The sequence below is a fragment of the Caballeronia grimmiae genome, assembly GCF_022879615.1.
In the GTDB taxonomy this organism is placed as follows: Bacteria; Pseudomonadota; Gammaproteobacteria; order Burkholderiales; family Burkholderiaceae; genus Caballeronia; species Caballeronia grimmiae.
On record NZ_CP084271.1, the window covers coordinates 68,665 to 89,100 of the forward strand.

Sequence of the window (20,436 nt, forward strand, 5' to 3'; positions counted from 1 at the left end):
GGTAAATGCTAGGTTGTCGCTAAACGGTCACGACATTACTATGCGTCTAGTTCTGTTGCACCCGAATTTTTGAGGTGGAGAACGAGGAGACATGAGGCACAAAGTGCCCAAATCGGAAGCGCTGTTGGATGACTCCAACAGCGCTTTTTTATTTGTCCGCCGATAATACGTATCGCGATCGCGCGATTCACCAGACAGATAATCCAGGCGGGACATCCAACAGCATGGCGGGGCGTGCGCTACGCCTCACGCAGCCTGCCGCAAGCCCTTCAAAACGCTTGCTGGGCGGCGCTTGCCTCCGCTAAACTGCATTTCCCGACCCGCTGGTCGGCGATTCGCGACATAAATAAATCCGCGGGCTTCGAAGCAAAGAATCATCCGGCAAGACTTCAATTCGAACTGACGATTTACGGGGTGCAAATCAATGAAGTGGGCATTGCGCGGTAAAGCGGTCGCTATGGCGATTGCGGGAATGGCAGCGGTTATAAGCACGCAAGTTTGGGCAGACGTGAAAATAGGCGTCACGGTATCGGCGACAGGCCCGGCCGCATCGCTCGGTATTCCGGAGAAAAACACCTTCGCGTTATTGCCGAAGGAAGTCGCGGGACAAAAGGTGCAATACATCGTGCTCGACGACGCCACGGATTCCACGCAAGCCGTCAAGAACGCGCGCAAGCTCACGAGCGAAGATCATGTCGATGCGCTCATCGGTTCCACCGTCGTTCCTAATTCACTCGCGATGATCGACATCGCCGCCGAAACCAGCACCCCGATGATCTCGATGGCCGCCGCGGCCAGCATCGTCGAACCGATGGACAGCAAGCGCGCGTGGGTCTTCAAGACGCCGCAGAACGACATCCTCATGGCGACGGCCATCGCACAGCACATGGCCAATCATGGCGTGAAGACGGTCGCCTTCATCGGCTTCTCGGATGCGTATGGCGAGAGCTGGTTCAAGGAATTCTCGAAGGCGGCGGATCTGGCGAAGGTGAAGGTCGTCGCGAACGAGCGCTTTGCACGCAACGACGCTTCGGTGACCGGTCAGGTTCTGAAGATGATGTCGCAGAACGCTGACGCGGTGTTGATCGCCGGCGCGGGTACGCCGGCCGCGCTGCCGCAGAAGACCCTCAAGGAGCGCGGATACAAGGGCAAGCTCTATCAGACGCACGGCGTCGCCAATAACGACTTTCTTCGCGTATGCGGGAAGGACTGCGAGAACACGTTCTTGCCGGCGGGTCCGTTGCTCGTGGCCGAGCAGTTGCCTGACAGCAATCCGGTGAAGCAGGCCGCGCTCACTTATAAGAAGGCGTATGAAGGCGCGTACGGCGCGGGTTCGGTGTCGACGTTCGGCGGTCACGCATGGGACGCGGGCCTCATTCTTCAACGTGCGATACCCATCGCGCTGAAGAAGGGCCAACCGGGCACGCCGGCGTTCCGCGAGGCGTTGCGCGCGGCCATCGAAGAGACGAAGAATCTGCCTGCGTCGCATGGCATCTTCAACATGAGCGCGAACGATCACTCCGGGCTGGATCAGCGGGCGCGCGTAATGGTCGAGATCGTCGGCGGCAAGTGGAAGTTGTCGGCCAACTGAACAGCGATATGTGAATCGATTCTGACATCAAAGGCGCGTTGCAACGAACGCGCCTTTTTTGTTGTGCGGAAGTGGAAAGAAGAGGGCGCAAAGCCTCGCGGATGAACTGGGCGACTGTCGTCGACGGTCAGGGAAAACGAGCCTAGGCATGGTGTAACGCGGTAAATAGATTGAGTGCGCCTCTGGCAGACCGCATCGACAAATACTCGCAGCAGCACAGTCGCGTTTGGAGACGAGCAATGAAAACGAAGAAATCATGGGTTAGCAAAAGCATCGCGCTTGCCATCGCCGGCAGCGCGGTTTTCAGCACGAGTGCGGTACTCGCACAGGTGAAGATCGGCGTGACGTTATCGGCGACGGGGCCGGCGGCATCGCTTGGGATTCCCGAGAAAAATACCGTCGCGCTGTTACCGAAGGAAATCGGCGGGAAGTCGGTGCAATACATCGTGCTCGACGATGGCTCCGACACGAGCCGCGCCGTGCAGAACACGCGCAAGCTGATCGACGAGGATCACGTGGACGCGATCATCGGCTCGACCGTCACGCCGAATTCGCTCGCGATGATCGATGCGGCATCAAGCGCGAAGACACCGATGATCTCGATGGCCGCCTCCGCCGCGATCATCGCGCCGATGGACAGCAAGCGCGCGTGGGTGTTCAAGACGCCGCAAAACGACGCGCTCATGGCCGACGCGATCGCCGGCTACATGGAGAAGCACGGCGTGAAAACCGTGGGTTTCATCGGCTTCGCGGATGCGTACGGCGACGGCTGGTACAACGTCTTCAACGCGGCGGCCTCGGCGCACAAGCTGAAGATCGTCACGAACGAACGCTATAACCGCACGGATACGTCCGTCACGGGGCAAGTGCTGAAGACGATGGGCGCGAACCCGGATGCGGTGCTGATCGCGGGCGCGGGTACGCCGTCGGCGTTGCCGGCGAAGGCGTCGAAGGAGCGCGGTTACAAGGGCAAGGTCTATCAGACGCACGGCGTGGCGAACAACGACTTCCTGCGCGTGTGCGGCAAGGACTGCGAAGGTGAGATTCTGCCCGCCGGTCCTGTGCTCGTGACCGAGCAACTGCCGGACAGCAATCCGGTGAAGAAGTCGTCGGCGGCCTACAAGGACGCGTACGAGAAGGCCAATGGCGCGGGTTCGCTGTCGACCTTCGGCGGTCACGCATGGGATGCCGGTCAGATGCTCACACGCGCGATCCCCGAGGCGCTGAAGAAGGCGCAGCCCGGCACGCCCGAATTCCGCGAAGCGCTGCGGGCCGCGCTCGAGAGCCTAAAGGATCTGCCGGTCGCGCACGGCATCATGAACACGACGCCGAGCGATCACAACGGCTTCGACGATCGCGCGCGCGTGATGGTGCAGATCGTCGACGGCAAGTGGAAGCTGCTGAACGACTGACCGACGCGGGACGCAGCGATTCTTGAGCGTCCCCGTCTCCGATTTTCAAGATAGGGAAGCGGCGCGCCGATGGTGCGCCGCTTTTCCCATGTTCCACGGACTCTGACGGTCCGCAGATTTCAGGTAGCTCACAAGAGGAAGTATGGACTTATCGATTGCGGCGATTCTCGCGCAAGACGGCATCACGACGGGAGCGATCTACGCCTTGCTCGCGCTCGCCCTGGTGCTCGTGTTCTCCGTGACACGCGTCATTTTTATTCCGCAAGGCGAATTCGTCGCGTATGGCGCGCTCACGCTCGCCGCGCTTCAGACGCAGAAGCTGCCCGCGACGTGCTTTCTGCTGATCGCGATGGGCATGGGTTGTTTCATCGCCGAGAGCGTATCGATCGCGCGGCATCCCGGGCGCTATCACCAGATCGGCCGCCTGCTTGCCGTGCTCGCGGGCAAGTATCTGCTGTTTCCGGTCGCTGTGTGGGGCATCACGCAAGCGGTGTTCGCGCAGCCGCTGCCGATGATCGCGCAGATCGCGCTGACGCTGCTGATCGTCGTGCCGATGGGACCGTTCGTCTACCGGCTCGCGTATGAGCCGATCGCGGAGGCGAGCACGCTGCTGCTGCTGATCGTCGCGGTGGCGGTGCACTTCGCGATGGTCGGCCTCGGCCTCGTCATGTTCGGCGCGGAAGGCTCGCGCACGACGGCGTTTTCGGACGCCAACTTCAACATCGGCAGCGTGTCGATTTACGGGCAAAGCCTGTGGGTGGTCGGCACGGCTGTCGTGCTGATCGCGGCGCTGTACTTCTACTTCGATCGCTCGATCTCCGGCAAGGCGCTGCGGGCAACGTCGGTGAATCGGCTGGGAGCACGGCTTGTCGGCATCGGCACTACGCAGGCTGGGCGGCTGGCCTTCACGCTGGCGGCGGGCCTCGGCGCGCTGTGCGGCGTGCTCGTCGCGCCGATTACGACCATCTACTACGACTCGGGCTTCCTGATCGGTCTGAAGGGATTCGTCGGCGCGATCGTCGGCGGCCTGGTGAGTTATCCGCTCGCGGCGGCGGGGTCGCTTCTGGTCGGCTTGCTCGAGTCCTATTCGTCGTTCTGGGCGAGTGCTTACAAAGAGGTCATCGTCTTCACGCTGATCATTCCGGTGCTGCTGTGGCGAAGCCTGGCGAGCCCGCATTCGGACGAAGACGAGGAGTAATCGGATGACATTCCTACATCGATATGGATTTTTGTGGCTGTTTCTCGTCGTGGTCTTCGCTTTGCCCGTGCTGCCTGGCGCGGTCGCCGTGCCGGAGTACTGGATCACGCTGCTGAACTACATCGGGCTTTATTCGATCGTGGCGATCGGGCTGGTGCTGCTGACGGGCATCGGCGGCATGACGAGCTTCGGGCAGGCCGCATTCGTGGGCGTCGGCGCGTACGCCACTGCGTTCCTGACGACGCGATTCGGCGTCTCGCCCTGGATCGCGTTGATCGCGGGCGTGGTGCTCACGGCGTTCATCGCGCTGCTGCTCGGGCTTATCACGATGCGGCTATCCGGCCACTTCCTGCCGCTCGGGACCATCGCGTGGGGGCTGTCGCTGTTCTATCTGTTCGGCAACATGGAACTGCTGGGCAAATACGACGGCATCAACGGCATTCCGGTGCTCAATCTTTTCGGCTGGCAACTGGAATCGGGGCGAAGCATCTACTACCTGATCTGGGTCGTGGTGTTGCTCGCGGTGATATCTGTTCAGAATTTGCTTAATAGTCGGCCCGGCCGCGCGATTCGCGCGCTTCGCGGCGGCGGCATCATGGCTGAGGCGATGGGCGTTAACACGGCGTGGATGCGCGTCGTGATCTTCATCTACGCCGCGGTTCTTGCGGCGATTTCCGGCTTTCTTTATGCGCACCTCCAGCGCGCGGTCAACCCAACGCCGTTCGGGCTGAACCACGGCATCGAATTCCTGTTTATGGCCGTGGTAGGCGGCGTTTCGCATGTCTGGGGTGCGATTCTCGGTGCGACGATCCTTACCGTTTTGCAGGACTATCTGCAGACGCTGCTACCGAAGCTGCTTGGCGCAAACGGGAATTTTGAGATCATCGTCTTCGGCGTCGTGATGGTGCTGCTGCTCCAGTACGCGCGGCAGGGCGTTTGGCCCTTCGTCGCGCGGCTTTTCCCGCGCGGACCGCGAGCGCATGTACCGGAGCACGGCGAGGCGTTGCCGCAGCGCAGCAAACCTGTCGCAGGCGAGCCGCTGCTGACCGTCGATAAGGCGCGTAAGCAGTTTGGCGGCCTCGTTGCCGTGAACGACGTCAGTTTCGATGTCAAAGCGGGGGAGATTATCGGCCTGATCGGTCCGAACGGCGCGGGCAAGTCAACGACCTTCAATCTCGTGACGGGCGTTCTGCAGGCCACGAGCGGCGCGATCACTTTTCACGGCGAACGCATCGACAAGCTGACGTCGCGTCAGATCGTGAAGCGCGGCATCGGGCGGACGTTTCAGCACGTCAAGATGCTGCCGGGGATGACCGTGCTCGAGAACGTTGCCATCGGCGCGCATCTGCGTGGGAAGACCGGGGTGTGGCGAAGCATCGCTCGTCTCAATGCGGCGGAAGAAGCTCGGCTAATGGCCGAAGCCGCGAAGCAGATCGTGCGCGTCGGACTGGAGAAGCACCTATATAGCGAGGCGGGCAGCCTTGCGCTCGGACAGCAGCGCATTCTCGAAATCGCGCGCGCGCTCTGCTGTGATCCAACGCTGTTGCTTCTCGACGAACCGGCTGCCGGCCTGCGCTATCAGGAGAAGCAGCAACTCGCCGACTTGCTCCGTAAGCTGCGCGCCGAGGGTATGAGCATTCTGCTGGTCGAACACGACATGGATTTCGTGATGAACCTCACGGATCGGCTCGTCGTGATGGAGTTCGGGACGAAGATCGCTGAGGGCTTGCCTAAGGAAGTACAGAAAAATCCAGCGGTTCTCGAAGCGTATTTGGGCGGGGTGGAATGATGAACGGACCGATTCTGGAAGTCAGCGGCTTGTCCGTGCGTTACGGGAAAGTTGAAGCGTTGCACGGCGCCAAGCTCACAGTGGGGGCGGGGCAGATCGTATCGGTCATCGGCCCCAATGGGGCAGGGAAATCGACGCTGCTCAACGCCATCATGGGGGCGCTGCCGCAGACAGGGCACGCGAAAGGGAAGGTTCAGTACGTCGGTGAAGATGTGTCGGCGCTGGCTATCGAGCGTCGCGTCGCGCGTGGCATGTGCCTCGTGCCGGAGAAGCGCGAGCTTTTCTCGTCGATGGCGGTTGAGGACAATCTGGTGCTGGGCGCTTATCGACGGAAGCGGGCCGGGGAGCGTAACTTTCTCGACCAGCTCGATCACGTATACGAGTTATTTCCGCGTCTCAAGGAGCGTCGGAAGCAGGCGGCCGGCACGCTCTCCGGTGGTGAGCGGCAAATGTTGGCCGTCGCGCGTGCGCTGATGGGCAAGCCGCAACTGCTTATGCTCGATGAACCGAGCTTGGGTCTCGCACCGCTGATCGTTAAGGAGATATTTCACATCATCAGCGCGCTGCGGCAAACAGGTGTGGCGACGCTTCTGATCGAACAGAATGCCCGAGCCGCCCTGCAAATCTCTGATTATGGGTATGTGTTGGAAACGGGCGAAGTTGCGCTCGAAGGCAAGGCGGAAGAGCTTCAGCATAATCCGCAAGTCATCGAGACTTATCTGGGGCTAGCGAAAAAGGCAGTTTGAACAGTCTGATGGGCGGAACAGAGTGGCGTGTTTCACGTGAAACATGCCATTTTTTTCGCGCCGTCGAAGCGACGCGATTCGAGCCGTAGCGGAAACCGATATAATTCTGCGATATTCCATCTCCAGGTTCGTGTCGTTCGCACACGAAATCCCAATGCTTTATCCCACAGAATTTGATGTGATCGTCGTTGGCGGCGGTCACGCTGGCACCGAGGCGGCCCTTGCATCCGCACGAATGGGCTGCAAGACGCTTCTCTTGACGCACAATATCGAGACGCTCGGGCAGATGAGCTGCAATCCGTCGATTGGCGGCATCGGCAAAGGGCATCTCGTTAAGGAAGTCGACGCGCTCGGCGGCGCTATGGCTGCCGCAACGGACGAATCGGGCATCCAGTTTCGGATACTTAACTCGTCCAAGGGGCCGGCTGTGCGGGCCACGCGTGCGCAGGCCGACCGGCTGCTTTATAAGCAGGCGATTCGCCATCGACTCGAGAACCAGCCGAACCTCTGGCTGTTCCAGCAAGCGGTCGACGACCTGATGGTGGAGGGCGATCGCGTCGTCGGTGCGGTCACGCAGGTAGGCCTGCGCTTTCGTGGGCGTGCTGTGGTGCTGACAGCCGGTACTTTCCTCGACGGGAAGATTCACGTTGGCCTCAATAACTACGTTGGTGGACGCGCGGGCGATCCGGCTGCAGTGTCTTTATCAGCGCGTCTGAAGGAGTTGAAGCTTCCGCAAGGCCGCTTGAAGACCGGCACACCACCGAGATTTGACGGTCGTACCATCGATTTTTCGCAGCTGGAAGAGCAACCGGGCGATCTCGATCCGATTCCGGTGTTCTCTTTTCTCGGACGCGTCGAGCAGCATCCCCGACAAGTGCCGTGCTGGGTGACGCATACCAACGCGCAAACGCACGACATCATCCGTTCGGGGCTGGATCGTTCGCCGATGTACACGGGTGTCATCGAGGGCGTTGGGCCGCGCTACTGTCCGTCAATCGAGGACAAGATTCACCGATTCGCGTCGAAGGATGCGCATCAAATCTTCCTCGAGCCGGAAGGGCTGACAACGAATGAGTTCTACCCGAACGGTATCTCTACGAGTTTGCCGTTCGACGTTCAATTGGATCTGGTTCGCTCCATGCGCGGACTCGAGCACGCTCACATCCTGCGCCCGGGCTACGCGATCGAATACGATTATTTTGATCCCCGCGCGCTGAAGGCGTCGCTGGAAACGAAGGCGATCAGTGGACTGTTCTTCGCCGGGCAGATCAACGGGACAACCGGGTACGAGGAAGCGGCTGCGCAAGGATTGTTGGCAGGGATCAACGCGGGCTTGCAGGTTCTGGGCAAGGACGCGTGGTCGCCGCGTCGCGATCAGGCTTATCTCGGCGTTCTGGTGGATGACCTCGTGACGCGCGGCGTTTCCGAGCCGTATCGCATGTTCACCAGCCGCGCGGAATATCGACTCTCACTGCGCGAAGATAACGCTGACATGCGTCTGACTGAAGTCGGGCGCGAATTGGGCGTGATCGACGATCTTCGCTGGGACGAATTCAATCGCAAGCGCGACGCTGTTTCACGTGAAACAGAGCGACTGCGTTCGACTTGGGTGAACCCAAAGACGTTGGCTGCAGAAGAAGCGACAGCGTTGCTCGGCAAACCAATCGACCACGAATACAGTTTGGCCGATTTGCTGCGTCGTCCCGGCGTTTCGTACGACGGCATTTGCGCGCTGCGCGACGGGCAGTGCGGACCAGAAGCACCGCTAGCCGACGATCCTGTGCTGCTCGCGCAGATCAAGGAACAGATTGAAATTGGCGTGAAGTATCAGGGCTATATCGATCGCCAAGCCGACGAAATCGTTCGCAACGGCGCGCAGGAAAACACCCGCTTGCCCGAGGGCATCGACTACAGCGAGGTGCGCGGCCTTTCCTTCGAAGCGCGACAAAAGCTGTCGCAGCATCGGCCGGAGACGATCGGGCAGGCATCGCGGATATCGGGCATCACGCCAGCGGCGATTTCGCTTCTTATGGTGCACCTCAAGCGTGGCCTCGGACGGCGCGGCAAGCAAGCCGATGGTTCCTCAGCAACCACAACGGCGGCCCAATGACCGACCTGGCAACGATGTTGGACGATGGCGCTGCGCAACTGGGCGTCGCGCTGTCGGCAGGGCAGAAGCAGCAATTGCTCGATTACGTTGCGCTGCTTGGAAAGTGGAACGCCGTCTACAACCTGACGGCGATCCGCGATCCGAAGCAAATGCTGATTCAGCACATCCTGGATTCGCTGGCCATCGTCCCGGCGATTCAGACGCGCGGTGCTTCGACAGTATTGGATGTCGGCTCGGGCGGCGGATTGCCAGGCATCGTGGTCGCGATCGCGCTGCCGCACGTCCGCGTCACGCTGAACGATATCGTTCACAAGAAGACCGCGTTTCAATCGCAGGCGAAGGCGCATCTGGGACTGTCCAACATTTCCGTCGTCACTGGCCGTGTGGAGAGTCTGTCGCCGGGCGTCGAAGTACCGGAAAAATTCGACGCAATTGTGTCGCGCGCATTCGCAGAGCTCGCGGATTTCGTTACACTTGCGCGTCATCTAGTTGCCGAGAACGGTCGCATTCTCGCGATGAAAGGTATCCGGCCGGACGCGGAGATCTCACGCTTGCCCGCCGGTGCGAGCGTCGTGGGCGTCGAACGATTGATGGTGCCGATGCTCGACGCTGAACGGCACCTGATCGAAGTCGCCTTCGATGCCTGAGCCCCGCAACGACTCAGCCATGCTGATCTTCTGACAGCGAAGAAACGAGGACACTAACGATGGCAAAAATCTTCTGCGTCGCAAATCAGAAGGGCGGCGTTGGAAAGACGACGACTGCGGTCAATCTCGCGGCCAGTCTCGCCGGGCTCGGACAGCGCGTTTTGTTGATCGACCTCGACCCGCAGGGTAACGCGACGATGGGCAGCGGCGTCGACAAAGCAGCATGCGAGAGCACGGTGTACGAAGTGCTCGTCGATGGCGTCACTCTGCGCGAAGCGCGCGTGCGGCCGGATGCGGTCGGATACGACGTCCTCCCGGCGAACCGTGAACTGGCCGGCGCCGAAGTCGAATTGGTTTCGATGGAGAACCGTGAGCGCATTCTTCGCTCCGCCATTGTCGACATAGAAGACGACTATGACTTCGTGCTTATCGATTGCCCGCCGGCGCTCTCGCTGCTCACGCTGAACGCGCTGTGCGCCGCGCACGGCGTCGTCATCCCAATGCAATGCGAGTACTTTGCGCTGGAAGGCCTGTCGGACCTCGTCAACACAATTAAACAAATTCACGCCAACTTGAACCGCGACCTCAAGGTAATCGGTTTGCTGCGCGTGATGTTCGACCCGCGAATCACGCTGCAGCAACAAGTGTCCGATCAGTTGAAGTCGCATTTCGGCGACAAAGTCTTCGATGTCGTGATTCCGCGCAATGTGCGCCTTGCCGAGGCGCCGAGTTACGGGCTGCCGGGCGTCGTGTTCGACAAGTCTTCCCGCGGCGCCCAGGCGTATATCCAGTTCGGCACTGAGATGATCGAGCGCGTCCGCGCGCTGCAACCCCATTCGATGCGGCAGGAAACGCCGACGGAGGAACCGAAATGAGCGCTGTGATGAAGAAGAAGGGTCTTGGCCGCGGCCTGGACGCGTTGCTCGGCGGTAGCGTGGATATCACGGAAGCCGTGCGCGGTGAGGGCACGCCGACAGTTTTGTCGCTCGACAAGCTGCAAGCCGGCAAGTATCAGCCTCGCACGCGCATGGACGAAGGCGCGCTGCAGGAGCTAGCGGCCAGCATCCGCGCGCAGGGCCTGATGCAGCCGATTCTCGTGCGCTCGGTCGGCGATCAGCACTATGAAATCATTGCGGGCGAGCGGCGGTTTCGCGCCGCGCGCCTGGCCGGGCTCGAAGAAGTGCCCGTGCTTGTGAAGAACGTGCCGGATCAGGCCGCCGCCGCGATGGCGCTGATCGAGAACATTCAGCGAGAGGACCTGAACCCGCTGGAAGAGGCGCAGGGCATTCAGCGTCTGCTCGACGAGTTCACGTTCACGCACGAGCAGGCAGCGGAAGCTGTTGGCCGCTCGCGCAGCGCGGTATCGAATCTGCTGCGCTTGTTGAATCTCGCCACCCCTGTCCAAACGATGCTGCTCGCGGGCGATCTCGACATGGGCCACGCGCGCGCGCTGCTCGCCGTCGATGCCGCCACGCAGATTCAATTGGCGAATCACGTCGTGAACCGGCGTCTGTCGGTGCGTGAAACCGAGCGCCTCGTCGCGGCGACGTTGAAGCAGGCGCCTGCCACCAAGGCGCGTCCCGCCAACGACGGCGGCCGCGATACGCGACGCCTCGAAGAAGAACTGTCGGACCTGCTTGCGGCCAGCGTCAAGATCAAGCTGGGCGGCAGGGGCCGTGGGAAGGTCACGATCGACTTCGGCAATCTCGACGCGCTCGAAGGCATTCTGACGAAGCTGCGCGGCAGCAACGTCGAGACGCCGGCGCCGGCCGTCTGACCGCACAGCCGACCTTGTCCGAATATAACGCGAAGGGCGTTCAGCCTGATATGCTGACGCGCGTCTGGAGAGCCGTCTGCAAAGAGCCGGTTCTCGCGATCCTTGTTGCGGCGCTCGTGCTGTTGCAACTGGTGCGGCCTCGTCCGTGGATGTCGCTGCCGGGTCTCGTCGACTGGCAGACGGTGCTGACGCTGGCGGGCTTGCTCATCCTAACCAAGGCGATCGAATATTCAGGATTCCTGATGTGGGCCGCGCATCGGCTCGTGCATCACATCCACGGCGAGCGCGGGCTTGCGCTGTTTCTCGTCGCGCTGGCGGCTGCTTTGTCGACCGTGCTGACGAACGATGTCGCGCTATTCGCCGTCGTGCCGCTCGCGCTGTCGCTGAACAAGCTCGCGCCGTTGCCGATGAAACGGCTCGTGATCGTGATCGCGCTGGCAGTGAACGCCGGCTCGATTCTGACGCCGCTTGGGAATCCTCAGAATCTGTTCCTCTGGCAGACGAGCGGCGTTTCGTTCGGCGCGTTCGTCTGGACGCTGTTGCCGCTATGCGCGGCGCTGATGGCGCTGCTCGCAGCGGTCACGTTCGTGATGTTCCGCGCCACGCCGCTCGACCTGTCGGGCGATGTCGAAGCGCATTCCGTGGACCGCGTGCTATGCGGCGTGAGCGCAGTGGCGTTTGCGGCGTTCGTCGCGCTCGCGGATGCGCATCACGCGGGGCCAGGACTTGCGGCGGTCGCCGTCGGATTCCTGTTATGGCGGCGGGAAATCGTGCTCAAGATCGACTGGCTGCTGCTGCTCATCTTCGTGCTGATGTTCATCGTGCTGCGCAGCGCGGCGGCGTTGCCGTCGGTTCACGGCGCGATCGCGCAAATCGGCATTCAGTCACCTGTGCGCGCGTTTGCGGCCGGCGCGTTGCTGTCGCAAGGCATCAGCAACGTACCCGCTGCGATCGTGCTCGCCGAGTTCTCGAAGGATTGGCGGGCGCTTGCGTTCGGCGTGAGCGTCGGTGGATTCGGCGTGGCGATCGGCTCGCTTGCGAATCTCATCGCGGTTCGCCTGTCCGGCGAAAAGGCCATCTGGATGCGTTTCCACGCCGTCTCGATTCCATTCTGGATCGCCGCTGCAGTGATCGGATGGGCGCTTGTCTGATGCCTCGCGCGCATCGGCTGGATTCTGAAAATCTGCTTGCAGTCACAAGAAAAATCTCGCTTTCGAGACCGATTTTTAAGCTCCGTCTGCTTGGCTTTTGACACACCTAAACTATTGAATCCGTGACAACAATCGCTTACAATCGCCCGGATTTAACAGCTAGGCCACCTCGAAAGCGCGTCGAAAGCGCAGGGTGATTTTCCGGACTCTCGGTTCTCTCGGTTGAGGGCTCGGAGACGGCGCGAGAGCACACCGCGCGAGTCTCGAGCAAAACGCGAAGCAAATGCGCGAACGAAACATGCAAGTCAGCGCTCGCTCAACCGGCGACACCAACGCCACCGGGAACCAGCCACGCAGTTCGTCGGACGACTCGTGGGAGGCCGAAGCGCAAGATAACAATATCGTTCCGCTCACGCGGGATCAGGCAGAAGAGCTGTTTGGACCCGAAGTGAGTCGTCCATCGCGTGTCACGCCATTCAAGGTCGTGGCAGCGCAAATGGTTTTGTCCCTGGGTGCGACGCTACTGTGGTGGCTGTTTTACAAGCCGCCGGGAGATGCTGCGCTGTCCGCCTTTCTGGGAGGAGCGATCTGCTGGCTGCCCGCCGCCTTGTTTGCGGCGCGTCTGCAAGCGAAGACAGGCGCCGAGACGATCATGAGCTGGATGATCGGCGAAGCGGTCAAGATGGGAGCGACGATTGCTATGTTCGTCGCGGTCGCGTTCTGGTACAAGAGTGCGCTGTGGCTGCCGCTGCTCGTCACGTACATCGTCGCGTTGAAGGCGTACTGGATCGCAATGGCTCTGCGGTGACGCAGCAACGTGCGGCGATGACCTCCCAGGTAAGTGCGGGACGGCAGAGCTGCCACTAGCATACATATGTGCGGAGCGTGTTCCGCACACGGGCCTTCCGCCCTGGAGCCGCAACGCGAAGCGGCGGCTCGGAGCGGCAGGCGTCGAAAGATTTTTGACAATTTGGGTGGCTTTAACGATATGGCAGCTAGCGAAGGAACGCACGCTCTGGATCCGTCCGAGTACATTGCGCACCACTTGCAGAATCTTTCCACGGACCACCAGACGTCGATTTTCGACATCCACGTCTGGAATCTGGACACGCTGTTCTGGTCCATTCTGTGTGGCCTCTTGACCATCATCATCCTCGGCCTCGCGGCGCGTAAGGCAACGTCCGGTGTTCCCGGCCGCTTCCAGTGCGCCATCGAAATGCTGGTGGAAATGGTGGAAGACCAGTCGAAGTCGATGATCCACGGCAACCGCCGCTTCATCGCTCCGCTCGCACTGACCGTGTTCGTCTGGGTCGCCCTGATGAACTCGCTCGACTTCATCCCCGTGGACTTGCCTGGCCGCGTGATCGGCTGGCTGGGTCTCGAGAACGTCGTGCCCCATCACCGCATCGTTCCGACGGCCGACCTTAACGGCACCATCGGCATTGCGCTGGGCGTGTTCATTCTGATGATCTACTACAACTTCAAGATCAAGGGCGCCGGCGGCTTCGTGCACGAACTGCTGTCCGCTCCGTTCGGCGCGCATCCGGTCTTGTGGATTCCGAACCTTGCGCTGAACATCATCGAGTTCGTGGCCAAGACTGTGTCGCTCGGCATGCGGCTGTTCGGCAACATGTACGCGGGCGAACTGCTGTTCCTGCTTATCGCATTGCTCGGCAGCATGTGGCATTTCGGCGCGGACGCCTCTGTACTTGGCTTTATCGGCCACGTGGTCGCGGGTACGGTCTGGGCGATTTTCCACATCCTGATCGTGTTTCTGCAGGCTTTCATCTTCATGATGCTGACGCTGGTGTATATCGGCCAGGCTCATGACACGCATTAACGCGGCATTGCGGCAGTTCGGAATCGCCAACGGTTCTAAGTTTCAATTTTTATAAATCAAGTTCCAAAGTCTTTAATCAAAGGAGTGATCATGCAAGCTTTCATCGCCAACATCCAGGGTCTGACCGCCGTCGGTATCGGCATCATCATCGGCCTGGGTGCAATCGGCGCCTGTATCGGTATCGGTCTGATGGGCGGCAAGTACATCGAGGCTTGCGCTCGTCAGCCTGAACTGATGAACCCGCTGCAGACCAAGATGTTCCTGTTGGCTGGTCTGATCGACGCGGCGTTCCTGATCGGCGTTGGTGTGGCAATGCTGTTTGCGTTCGCGAACCCGCTGCTCGCACGTCTCGGCTGAGGTTACTCGGAAGTGTGCGTCTGATCTTTTGGACACGACGCAAAGCGGAACGGTGAGGCGCTGATCGAGCACAACAGCCGGTTAGCGCCTTTTAACCGTTTCACTCTCCCGAAAAGCAACGTTTAAGGAAACACCGTGAATCTCAACGCAACCCTGTTTGCGCAAATGGTCGTGTTTCTGATCCTCGCGTGGTTCACGATGAAGTTCGTGTGGCCGCCGTTGATCAACGCCCTCGACGAGCGCTCGAAAAAGATTGCCGACGGCCTCGCCGCCGCCGACAAGGGCAAGGCGGAACTCGAAGCTGCGCACAAGCGCGTCGACCAGGAACTCGCCCAGGCACGCAATGACGGTCAGCAACGTATCGCTGACGCCGAAAAGCGGGCGGCAGCCGTCGCCGACGAAATCAAGGCCAACGCTCACGCGGAAGCTGCGCGCATCGTCGCGCAAGCCAAGGCGGACGCCGACCAGCAAGTCGTCAAGGCTCGCGAAACACTGCGCGCCGAAGTCGCCGCGCTGGCCGTCAAGGGCGCCGAGCAAATTCTGAAGCGCGAAGTCGATCAGAAGGCTCACGCCGATCTGCTGAATCAACTCAAAACCGAGCTCTGATCATGGCCGAACTTGCAACCATCGCTCGTCCTTACGCAGAAGCGCTGTTCCGCGTGGCCGAAACCGGCGATCTCGCGGTCTGGTCCACCTTCGTCGAGGAGCTGGCACAGGTTGCGCGTCTGCCCGAAGTGGAAACGGTCGCCTCGAGCCCGAAGGTCAGCCGCGAGCAGATCACGGACTTGCTGCTCGCCGCGGTGAAGTCGCCGCTGGCTCAGAGCAGTGCTCAGGCGAAGAATTTCGTGCGCATGCTGGTGGAGAATCATCGTCTGCCGCTGCTGCCGGAAATCGCCGTCCAGTTCGACGAGCTGAAGAACGCCCGTGAAGGTGCGGCCGACGCGCATATCGTCAGCGCGTTCCCCCTCGAAGGCGCACAGTTGAACGACTTGGTCGCAAGCCTCGAACGCAAGTTCGAGCGCAAGCTGAAGCCGATCGTCGAAATCGATCAGTCGCTGATCGGCGGCGTTCGCGTGACGGTCGGCGACGAAGTGCTCGATACCTCGGTCCGCGCGCGCCTCGCCAGCATGCAGACGGCTCTGACCGCCTGACGCTTCCCGGAAGCGCCTTAGCTGGCACGCAACAGAATTGACTATCAGGAGCGAATAATGCAACTCAATCCCTCTGAGATCAGCGAGCTGATCAAGAGCCGGATCCAGGGCCTTGAAGCGAGCGCGGACGTTCGCAACCAGGGCACCGTGATCTCCGTGACCGACGGTATCGTTCGTATCCACGGCCTGTCGGACGTGATGCAGGGCGAAATGCTCGAATTCCCGGGCAACACCTTCGGCCTCGCGCTGAACCTCGAGCGCGACTCGGTCGGCGCCGTTATTCTCGGTCAGTACGAGCACATCACGGAAGGCGACATCGTCAAGACGACGGGCCGCATTCTCGAAGTGCCGGTGGGCCCGGAACTGATCGGCCGCGTGGTCGATGCACTGGGCAACCCCATCGACGGCAAGGGTCCGGTCAACGCGAAGATGACCGACGCGATCGAAAAGATCGCCCCGGGCGTGATCTGGCGTAAGTCGGTGTCGCAGCCGGTGCAGACGGGTCTCAAGTCGATCGACGCAATGGTGCCGATCGGCCGTGGCCAGCGCGAGCTGATCATCGGCGACCGTCAGTGCGGCAAGAGCGCCGTGGCTGTCGACGCGATCATCAACCAGAAGGGCAAGGACCTCATCTGTATCTACGTTGCGATCGGACAGAAGGCATCGTCGATCATGAACGTGGTGCGCAAGCTCGAAGAAACCGGCGCGATGGCGTACACCATCGTCGTGGCGGCTTCGGCTTCGGAATCGGCTGCGATGCAGTACCTCGCACCGTACGCCGGCTGCACGATGGGCGAGTACTTCCGCGACCGCGGCCAGGACGCGCTGATCGTCTATGACGACTTGACCAAGCAAGCGTGGGCGTATCGTCAGATTTCGCTGCTGCTGCGCCGTCCGCCGGGCCGTGAAGCGTATCCGGGTGACGTGTTCTATCTGCACTCGCGTCTGCTCGAGCGTGCTGCTCGCGTCTCGGAAGAGTACGTCGAGAAGTTCACCAACGGCGAAGTGAAGGGCAAGAGCGGTTCGCTGACGGCGCTGCCGGTCATCGAAACCCAGGCCGGCGACGTGACCGCGTTCGTTCCGACGAACGTGATTTCGATTACCGATGGCCAGATCTTCCTGGAAACCGACCTGTTCAACGCCGGTATCCGCCCTGCGATCAACGCGGGCGTGTCGGTGTCGCGCGTCGGCGGTGCGGCTCAGACCAAGGTCGTGAAGAAGCTGTCGGGCGGTATTCGTACCGACCTCGCGCAGTATCGTGAACTGGCGGCGTTCGCCCAGTTCGCGTCGGACCTCGACGAAGCCACCCGCAAGCAGCTGGAACGCGGCCGCCGCGTGACGGAACTGCTGAAGCAGCCGCAGTATCAGCCGCTGCAGGTGTGGGAACTGTCGGTGGCGCTGTTCGCGGCCAACAACGGCTATCTCGACGATCTGGAAGTCTCGCAAGTCCTGCCGTTCGAAAAGGGCCTGCGCGAATACCTGAAGACGAGCCATGCCGATCTGATTAAGCGCATCGAAGACAACAAAGACTTGTCGAAGGACGACGAAGGCGCACTGCATGCCGCGCTGAAGGACTTCAAGAAGTCGGGCGCTTATTGATCGGGACAGAGGAGCAACGCGCGGTGCGAAAGCGCCGCGCGGCTTCGATCAAGGAGTAAGCAATGGCTGGAATGAAGGAAATTCGCGGCAAGATCAAGAGCGTGCAAAACACGCGCAAGATCACGAAAGCGATGGAAATGGTCGCCGCATCGAAGATGCGCCGCGCCCAGGAGCGCATGCGTTCCGCCCGTCCGTATGCCGACAAGGTCCGCGCAATCGCCGCGCACATGAGCGCAGCGAACCCCGAGTATCGTCACCCGTTCATGGTGACGAACGAGGGCGCGAAGACGGCCGGCCTGATCCTCGTCACGACCGACAAGGGTCTGTGCGGCGGCATGAACACGAACATCCTGCGTGCGTCGCTGGCCAAGATCAAAGAGCTGGACCAGAGCGGCGTGTCCGTCGAGGCGTCGGCTATTGGCGGCAAGGGGCTCGGCTTCCTGAACCGGCTGCGCGCCAAGGTCGTGTCGCAAGTCACGCAACTGGGCGATACGCCGCATCTGGAAAAGCTGATCGGCGCGATCAAGGTGCAACTCGACCTGTATTCGGAAGGCAAGATCAACGCGGTGTACCTGGCGTACACGCGCTTCGTCAATACGATGAAGCAGGAAGCGGTGATCGAGCAGTTGCTGCCGCTGTCGGTTGACGACCTCAACCAGAAGAGCGCGGACGGCGAGACGCCGAAGACGTCGTGGGATTACATCTACGAGCCGGACGCTCAGACCGTGGTGGACGACCTGCTCGTGCGCTACGTCGAAGCGCTCGTGTATCAGGCGGTCGCGGAAAACATGGCGTCGGAACAGTCGGCGCGCATGGTCGCGATGAAGGCCGCGTCCGACAACGCGAAGACCGTGATCAACGAACTGCAGCTCGTCTACAACAAGAGCCGCCAGGCCGCGATTACGAAAGAATTGTCGGAAATCGTCGGCGGCGCCGCTGCGGTCTAAGCTTGACCGCGTGAAAGAACACAGTATCTAAAGGAAATGCGATGAGTACTACTGCTTTGGTAGAAGGCAAGATCGTACAGTGCATCGGCGCCGTTATCGACGTGGAATTCCCGCGTGCGCAAATGCCGAGAATCTACGACGCGCTCATTCTGGAAGGCACCGAGCTGACGCTCGAAGTCCAGCAGCAGCTGGGCGACGGCGTGGTTCGCACCATCTGTCTGGGTGCATCGGACGGCTTGCGCCGCGGCACGATGGTCAAGAACACCGGCAAGCCCATCAGCGTGCCGGTCGGCAAGCCGACGCTCGGCCGCATCATGGACGTGCTCGGCCGTCCGATCGACGAAGCAGGCCCGATCGAAAGCGCGAATCTGCGCTCGATTCACCAGGCTGCGCCGTCGTTCGACGAACTGTCGCCGTCGACCGAACTGCTCGAAACGGGCATCAAGGTTATCGACCTGATCTGCCCGTTCGCAAAGGGCGGCAAGGTGGGTCTGTTCGGCGGTGCAGGCGTGGGCAAGACCGTGAACATGATGGAACTCATCAACAACATCGCGAAGGAACACGGCGGTTACTCCGTGTTCGCGGGTGTGGGTGAGCGTACCCGTGAAGGGAACGACTTCTATCACGAAATGAAGGACTCGAACGTTCTGGACAAGGTCGCGCTGGTGTACGGCCAGATGAACGAGCCGCCGGGCAACCGTCTGCGCGTCGCGCTGACCGGCCTGACGATGGCCGAGCACTTCCGTGACGAAGGCCTCGACGTGCTGTTCTTCGTCGACAACATCTACCGTTTCACGCTGGCGGGTACGGAAGTGTCCGCACTGCTCGGCCGTATGCCTTCGGCAGTGGGCTATCAGCCGACGCTGGCTGAAGAAATGGGCAAGCTGCAAGAGCGCATTACGTCGACCAAGACGGGCTCGATCACGTCGGTTCAGGCCGTGTACGTCCCTGCGGACGACTTGACCGACCCGTCGCCGGCTACGACCTTCGGCCACTTGGACGCAACCGTCGTGTTGTCGCGTGACATCGCATCGCTCGGTATCTACCCCGCTGTGGATCCGCTCGATTCGACCTCGCGTCAAATCGACCCGAACGTGATCGGCGAAGAGCACTATTCGATCACGCGCGGCGTTCAGCAGACGCTGCAGCGCTACAAGGAACTGCGCGACATTATCGCGATTCTGGGCATGGACGAACTGTCGCCGGAAGACAAGCTGTCGGTCGCGCGCGCTCGTAAGATCCAGCGTTTCCTGTCGCAGCCGTTCCACGTTGCTGAAGTGTTCACGGGCTCGCCGGGCAAGTACGTGCCGCTGAAGGAAACCATTCGCGGCTTCAAGATGATCGTCGAAGGCGAGTGCGATCATCTGCCGGAGCAGGCGTTCTACATGGTCGGCACGATCGACGAAGCCTTCGAAAAGGCCAAGAAGATCCAGTAAGGTCGGGTTCTTCGGGCGGACGCCAGCCGCGTTTTCACACGCGCGCTGACGTCCACGGATGACACTGACCCTCGGCTTGGAGTCGACATAAATGGCAACCATCAAAGTAGACGTCGTTAGCGCGGAAGAGCAAATCTTCTCGGGCCAGGCGAAGTTCGTCGCGCTGCCGGGCGAATCGGGTGAGCTGGGCATTCTGCCGGGTCACACGCCGCTCATCACGCGCATTCGTCCGGGCGCGGTTCGCATCGAGGCGGAAGACGGCTCGGAAGAGTTCGTGTTCGTCGCCGGCGGGATTCTCGAAATTCAGCCGGGCATCGTGACCGTGCTCGCGGATACCGCTATCCGCGGCGCCGATCTCGACGAAGCGAAGGCCGAGCAAGCGAAAAAGCGCGCCGAGGAAGCGTTGCAGAACAACACTTCCGAGCTCGAATACGCCACCGCGCAAGCGGAACTGGCGTATGCGGCAGCTCAGATCGCAGCAATTCAGCGTCTGCGCAAGGCGCACGCGAAGCACTAAGCAGTCACGCTTCGCAAGCAGTCAGAGAAGGCAGCCTTCGGGCTGCTTTTTTTACGCCTGCCGTCAGCGCAGCATGGCCGGTCGCTATGCGCTGCGGGTAACACTGAATGCCGTCACGCGCGACCGCCGGGCACAATGGCCTTCCAATCAGCCTTCATTCGGGCGGAG

Annotated in this window: 20 protein-coding genes; all 20 read left to right on the plus strand. The window is 61.0% G+C overall.

Features of this window, described 5'->3' with window-relative positions; genetic code table 11:
• The first annotated feature begins 234 nt into the window (after nucleotides 1–234).
• The 20 genes from LDZ21_RS00325 to LDZ21_RS00420 all read left to right on the plus strand — a co-directional run bounded on the left by LDZ21_RS00325 (nucleotide 235) and on the right by LDZ21_RS00420 (nucleotide 20,268).
• The gene (locus tag LDZ21_RS00325) at nucleotides 235–447 is read left to right on the plus strand and encodes a hypothetical protein (RefSeq protein ID WP_152562542.1); all 213 of its coding nucleotides are present in this window, start codon (nucleotides 235–237) and stop codon (nucleotides 445–447) included.
• Entirely contained in the window at nucleotides 425–1,591 is a 1,167-nt protein-coding gene (locus LDZ21_RS00330) for an ABC transporter substrate-binding protein (protein ID WP_244793777.1), read from the plus strand. The genes LDZ21_RS00325 and LDZ21_RS00330 overlap by 23 nt, the downstream gene beginning before the upstream one ends.
• A 239-nt stretch (nucleotides 1,592–1,830) precedes the next feature.
• Complete coding sequence (locus LDZ21_RS00335) at nucleotides 1,831–3,003, plus strand: ABC transporter substrate-binding protein (RefSeq protein ID WP_244793778.1); 1,173 nt, start codon at nucleotides 1,831–1,833, stop codon at nucleotides 3,001–3,003.
• Between the two features lie 142 nt (nucleotides 3,004–3,145).
• Entirely contained in the window at nucleotides 3,146–4,201 is a 1,056-nt protein-coding gene (locus LDZ21_RS00340) for a branched-chain amino acid ABC transporter permease (protein WP_244793779.1), read from the plus strand.
• A 4-nt stretch (nucleotides 4,202–4,205) separates the two neighbouring features.
• Nucleotides 4,206–5,990 carry a branched-chain amino acid ABC transporter ATP-binding protein/permease gene (locus LDZ21_RS00345; protein ID WP_244793780.1) on the plus strand — a complete coding sequence of 595 codons (1,785 nt, stop codon included), beginning with the start codon at nucleotides 4,206–4,208 and terminating at the stop codon, nucleotides 5,988–5,990.
• Nucleotides 5,987–6,736: an ABC transporter ATP-binding protein gene (locus tag LDZ21_RS00350; RefSeq protein ID WP_244793781.1), complete on the plus strand. Its 750-nt coding sequence runs from the start codon at nucleotides 5,987–5,989 to the stop codon at nucleotides 6,734–6,736. Before LDZ21_RS00345 ends, LDZ21_RS00350 begins: the two co-directional genes overlap by 4 nt.
• A gap of 154 nt (nucleotides 6,737–6,890) precedes the next feature.
• A complete protein-coding gene (gene mnmG, locus LDZ21_RS00355) occupies nucleotides 6,891–8,846 on the plus strand; it encodes a tRNA uridine-5-carboxymethylaminomethyl(34) synthesis enzyme MnmG (protein ID WP_244793782.1) in 1,956 nt (651 codons plus the stop codon).
• Nucleotides 8,843–9,493: a 16S rRNA (guanine(527)-N(7))-methyltransferase RsmG gene (gene rsmG, locus LDZ21_RS00360; RefSeq protein ID WP_244793783.1), complete on the plus strand. Its 651-nt coding sequence runs from the start codon at nucleotides 8,843–8,845 to the stop codon at nucleotides 9,491–9,493. The genes mnmG and rsmG overlap by 4 nt, the downstream gene beginning before the upstream one ends.
• A gap of 59 nt (nucleotides 9,494–9,552) precedes the next feature.
• Complete coding sequence (locus tag LDZ21_RS00365) at nucleotides 9,553–10,368, plus strand: ParA family protein (protein ID WP_244793784.1); 816 nt, start codon at nucleotides 9,553–9,555, stop codon at nucleotides 10,366–10,368.
• A complete protein-coding gene (locus LDZ21_RS00370; protein WP_244793785.1) occupies nucleotides 10,365–11,270 on the plus strand; it encodes a ParB/RepB/Spo0J family partition protein in 906 nt (301 codons plus the stop codon). The genes LDZ21_RS00365 and LDZ21_RS00370 overlap by 4 nt, the downstream gene beginning before the upstream one ends.
• A 50-nt stretch (nucleotides 11,271–11,320) precedes the next feature.
• Complete coding sequence (locus LDZ21_RS00375; RefSeq protein ID WP_244794862.1) at nucleotides 11,321–12,421, plus strand: SLC13 family permease; 1,101 nt, start codon at nucleotides 11,321–11,323, stop codon at nucleotides 12,419–12,421.
• A 283-nt stretch (nucleotides 12,422–12,704) separates the two neighbouring features.
• Nucleotides 12,705–13,229, plus strand: coding sequence for an ATP synthase subunit I (locus LDZ21_RS00380; RefSeq protein WP_152562543.1), 525 nt, complete (start codon nucleotides 12,705–12,707; stop codon nucleotides 13,227–13,229).
• A gap of 180 nt (nucleotides 13,230–13,409) precedes the next feature.
• The gene (gene atpB / locus LDZ21_RS00385; protein ID WP_035962133.1) at nucleotides 13,410–14,261 is read left to right on the plus strand and encodes a F0F1 ATP synthase subunit A; all 852 of its coding nucleotides are present in this window, start codon (nucleotides 13,410–13,412) and stop codon (nucleotides 14,259–14,261) included.
• A gap of 90 nt (nucleotides 14,262–14,351) precedes the next feature.
• Nucleotides 14,352–14,618, plus strand: coding sequence for a F0F1 ATP synthase subunit C (atpE, locus tag LDZ21_RS00390; RefSeq protein WP_035962415.1), 267 nt, complete (start codon nucleotides 14,352–14,354; stop codon nucleotides 14,616–14,618).
• Between the two features lie 135 nt (nucleotides 14,619–14,753).
• On the plus strand, nucleotides 14,754–15,224 hold the full coding sequence (locus tag LDZ21_RS00395) for a F0F1 ATP synthase subunit B (RefSeq protein WP_035962134.1): 471 nt from the start codon (nucleotides 14,754–14,756) through the stop codon (nucleotides 15,222–15,224).
• A gap of 2 nt (nucleotides 15,225–15,226) precedes the next feature.
• A complete protein-coding gene (locus LDZ21_RS00400; protein ID WP_035962136.1) occupies nucleotides 15,227–15,769 on the plus strand; it encodes a F0F1 ATP synthase subunit delta in 543 nt (180 codons plus the stop codon).
• A 57-nt stretch (nucleotides 15,770–15,826) separates the two neighbouring features.
• A complete protein-coding gene (atpA, locus tag LDZ21_RS00405) occupies nucleotides 15,827–17,368 on the plus strand; it encodes a F0F1 ATP synthase subunit alpha (protein ID WP_244793786.1) in 1,542 nt (513 codons plus the stop codon).
• Nucleotides 17,369–17,430: 62 nt separating this feature from the next.
• Nucleotides 17,431–18,315 carry a F0F1 ATP synthase subunit gamma gene (gene atpG / locus LDZ21_RS00410; protein ID WP_035962140.1) on the plus strand — a complete coding sequence of 295 codons (885 nt, stop codon included), beginning with the start codon at nucleotides 17,431–17,433 and terminating at the stop codon, nucleotides 18,313–18,315.
• A gap of 41 nt (nucleotides 18,316–18,356) precedes the next feature.
• Nucleotides 18,357–19,751, plus strand: coding sequence for a F0F1 ATP synthase subunit beta (atpD, locus tag LDZ21_RS00415; RefSeq protein ID WP_035962142.1), 1,395 nt, complete (start codon nucleotides 18,357–18,359; stop codon nucleotides 19,749–19,751).
• Nucleotides 19,752–19,842: 91 nt separating this feature from the next.
• On the plus strand, nucleotides 19,843–20,268 hold the full coding sequence (locus tag LDZ21_RS00420; RefSeq protein ID WP_035962143.1) for a F0F1 ATP synthase subunit epsilon: 426 nt from the start codon (nucleotides 19,843–19,845) through the stop codon (nucleotides 20,266–20,268).
• The last annotated feature ends 168 nt before the right edge of the window (nucleotides 20,269–20,436 follow it).

What these genes read in the sequence shown, in the direction of transcription:
- LDZ21_RS00340 (WP_244793779.1), top strand. Translation starts at nt 3,146, where the DNA reads ATGGACTTATCGATTGCGGCGATTCTCGCGCAAGACGGCATCACGACG.
- atpB (WP_035962133.1), top strand. Translation starts at nt 13,410, where the DNA reads ATGGCAGCTAGCGAAGGAACGCACGCTCTGGATCCGTCCGAGTACATT.
- LDZ21_RS00350 (WP_244793781.1), top strand. Translation starts at nt 5,987, where the DNA reads ATGATGAACGGACCGATTCTGGAAGTCAGCGGCTTGTCCGTGCGTTAC.
- LDZ21_RS00400 (WP_035962136.1), top strand. Translation starts at nt 15,227, where the DNA reads ATGGCCGAACTTGCAACCATCGCTCGTCCTTACGCAGAAGCGCTGTTC.
- rsmG (WP_244793783.1), top strand. Translation starts at nt 8,843, where the DNA reads ATGACCGACCTGGCAACGATGTTGGACGATGGCGCTGCGCAACTGGGC.
- atpD (WP_035962142.1), top strand. Translation starts at nt 18,357, where the DNA reads ATGAGTACTACTGCTTTGGTAGAAGGCAAGATCGTACAGTGCATCGGC.
- LDZ21_RS00370 (WP_244793785.1), top strand. Translation starts at nt 10,365, where the DNA reads ATGAGCGCTGTGATGAAGAAGAAGGGTCTTGGCCGCGGCCTGGACGCG.
- mnmG (WP_244793782.1), top strand. Translation starts at nt 6,891, where the DNA reads ATGCTTTATCCCACAGAATTTGATGTGATCGTCGTTGGCGGCGGTCAC.
- atpA (WP_244793786.1), top strand. Translation starts at nt 15,827, where the DNA reads ATGCAACTCAATCCCTCTGAGATCAGCGAGCTGATCAAGAGCCGGATC.
- LDZ21_RS00420 (WP_035962143.1), top strand. Translation starts at nt 19,843, where the DNA reads ATGGCAACCATCAAAGTAGACGTCGTTAGCGCGGAAGAGCAAATCTTC.
- LDZ21_RS00345 (WP_244793780.1), top strand. Translation starts at nt 4,206, where the DNA reads ATGACATTCCTACATCGATATGGATTTTTGTGGCTGTTTCTCGTCGTG.
- LDZ21_RS00335 (WP_244793778.1), top strand. Translation starts at nt 1,831, where the DNA reads ATGAAAACGAAGAAATCATGGGTTAGCAAAAGCATCGCGCTTGCCATC.
- atpG (WP_035962140.1), top strand. Translation starts at nt 17,431, where the DNA reads ATGGCTGGAATGAAGGAAATTCGCGGCAAGATCAAGAGCGTGCAAAAC.
- LDZ21_RS00380 (WP_152562543.1), top strand. Translation starts at nt 12,705, where the DNA reads ATGCGCGAACGAAACATGCAAGTCAGCGCTCGCTCAACCGGCGACACC.
- LDZ21_RS00365 (WP_244793784.1), top strand. Translation starts at nt 9,553, where the DNA reads ATGGCAAAAATCTTCTGCGTCGCAAATCAGAAGGGCGGCGTTGGAAAG.
- atpE (WP_035962415.1), top strand. Translation starts at nt 14,352, where the DNA reads ATGCAAGCTTTCATCGCCAACATCCAGGGTCTGACCGCCGTCGGTATC.
- LDZ21_RS00330 (WP_244793777.1), top strand. Translation starts at nt 425, where the DNA reads ATGAAGTGGGCATTGCGCGGTAAAGCGGTCGCTATGGCGATTGCGGGA.
- LDZ21_RS00375 (WP_244794862.1), top strand. Translation starts at nt 11,321, where the DNA reads ATGCTGACGCGCGTCTGGAGAGCCGTCTGCAAAGAGCCGGTTCTCGCG.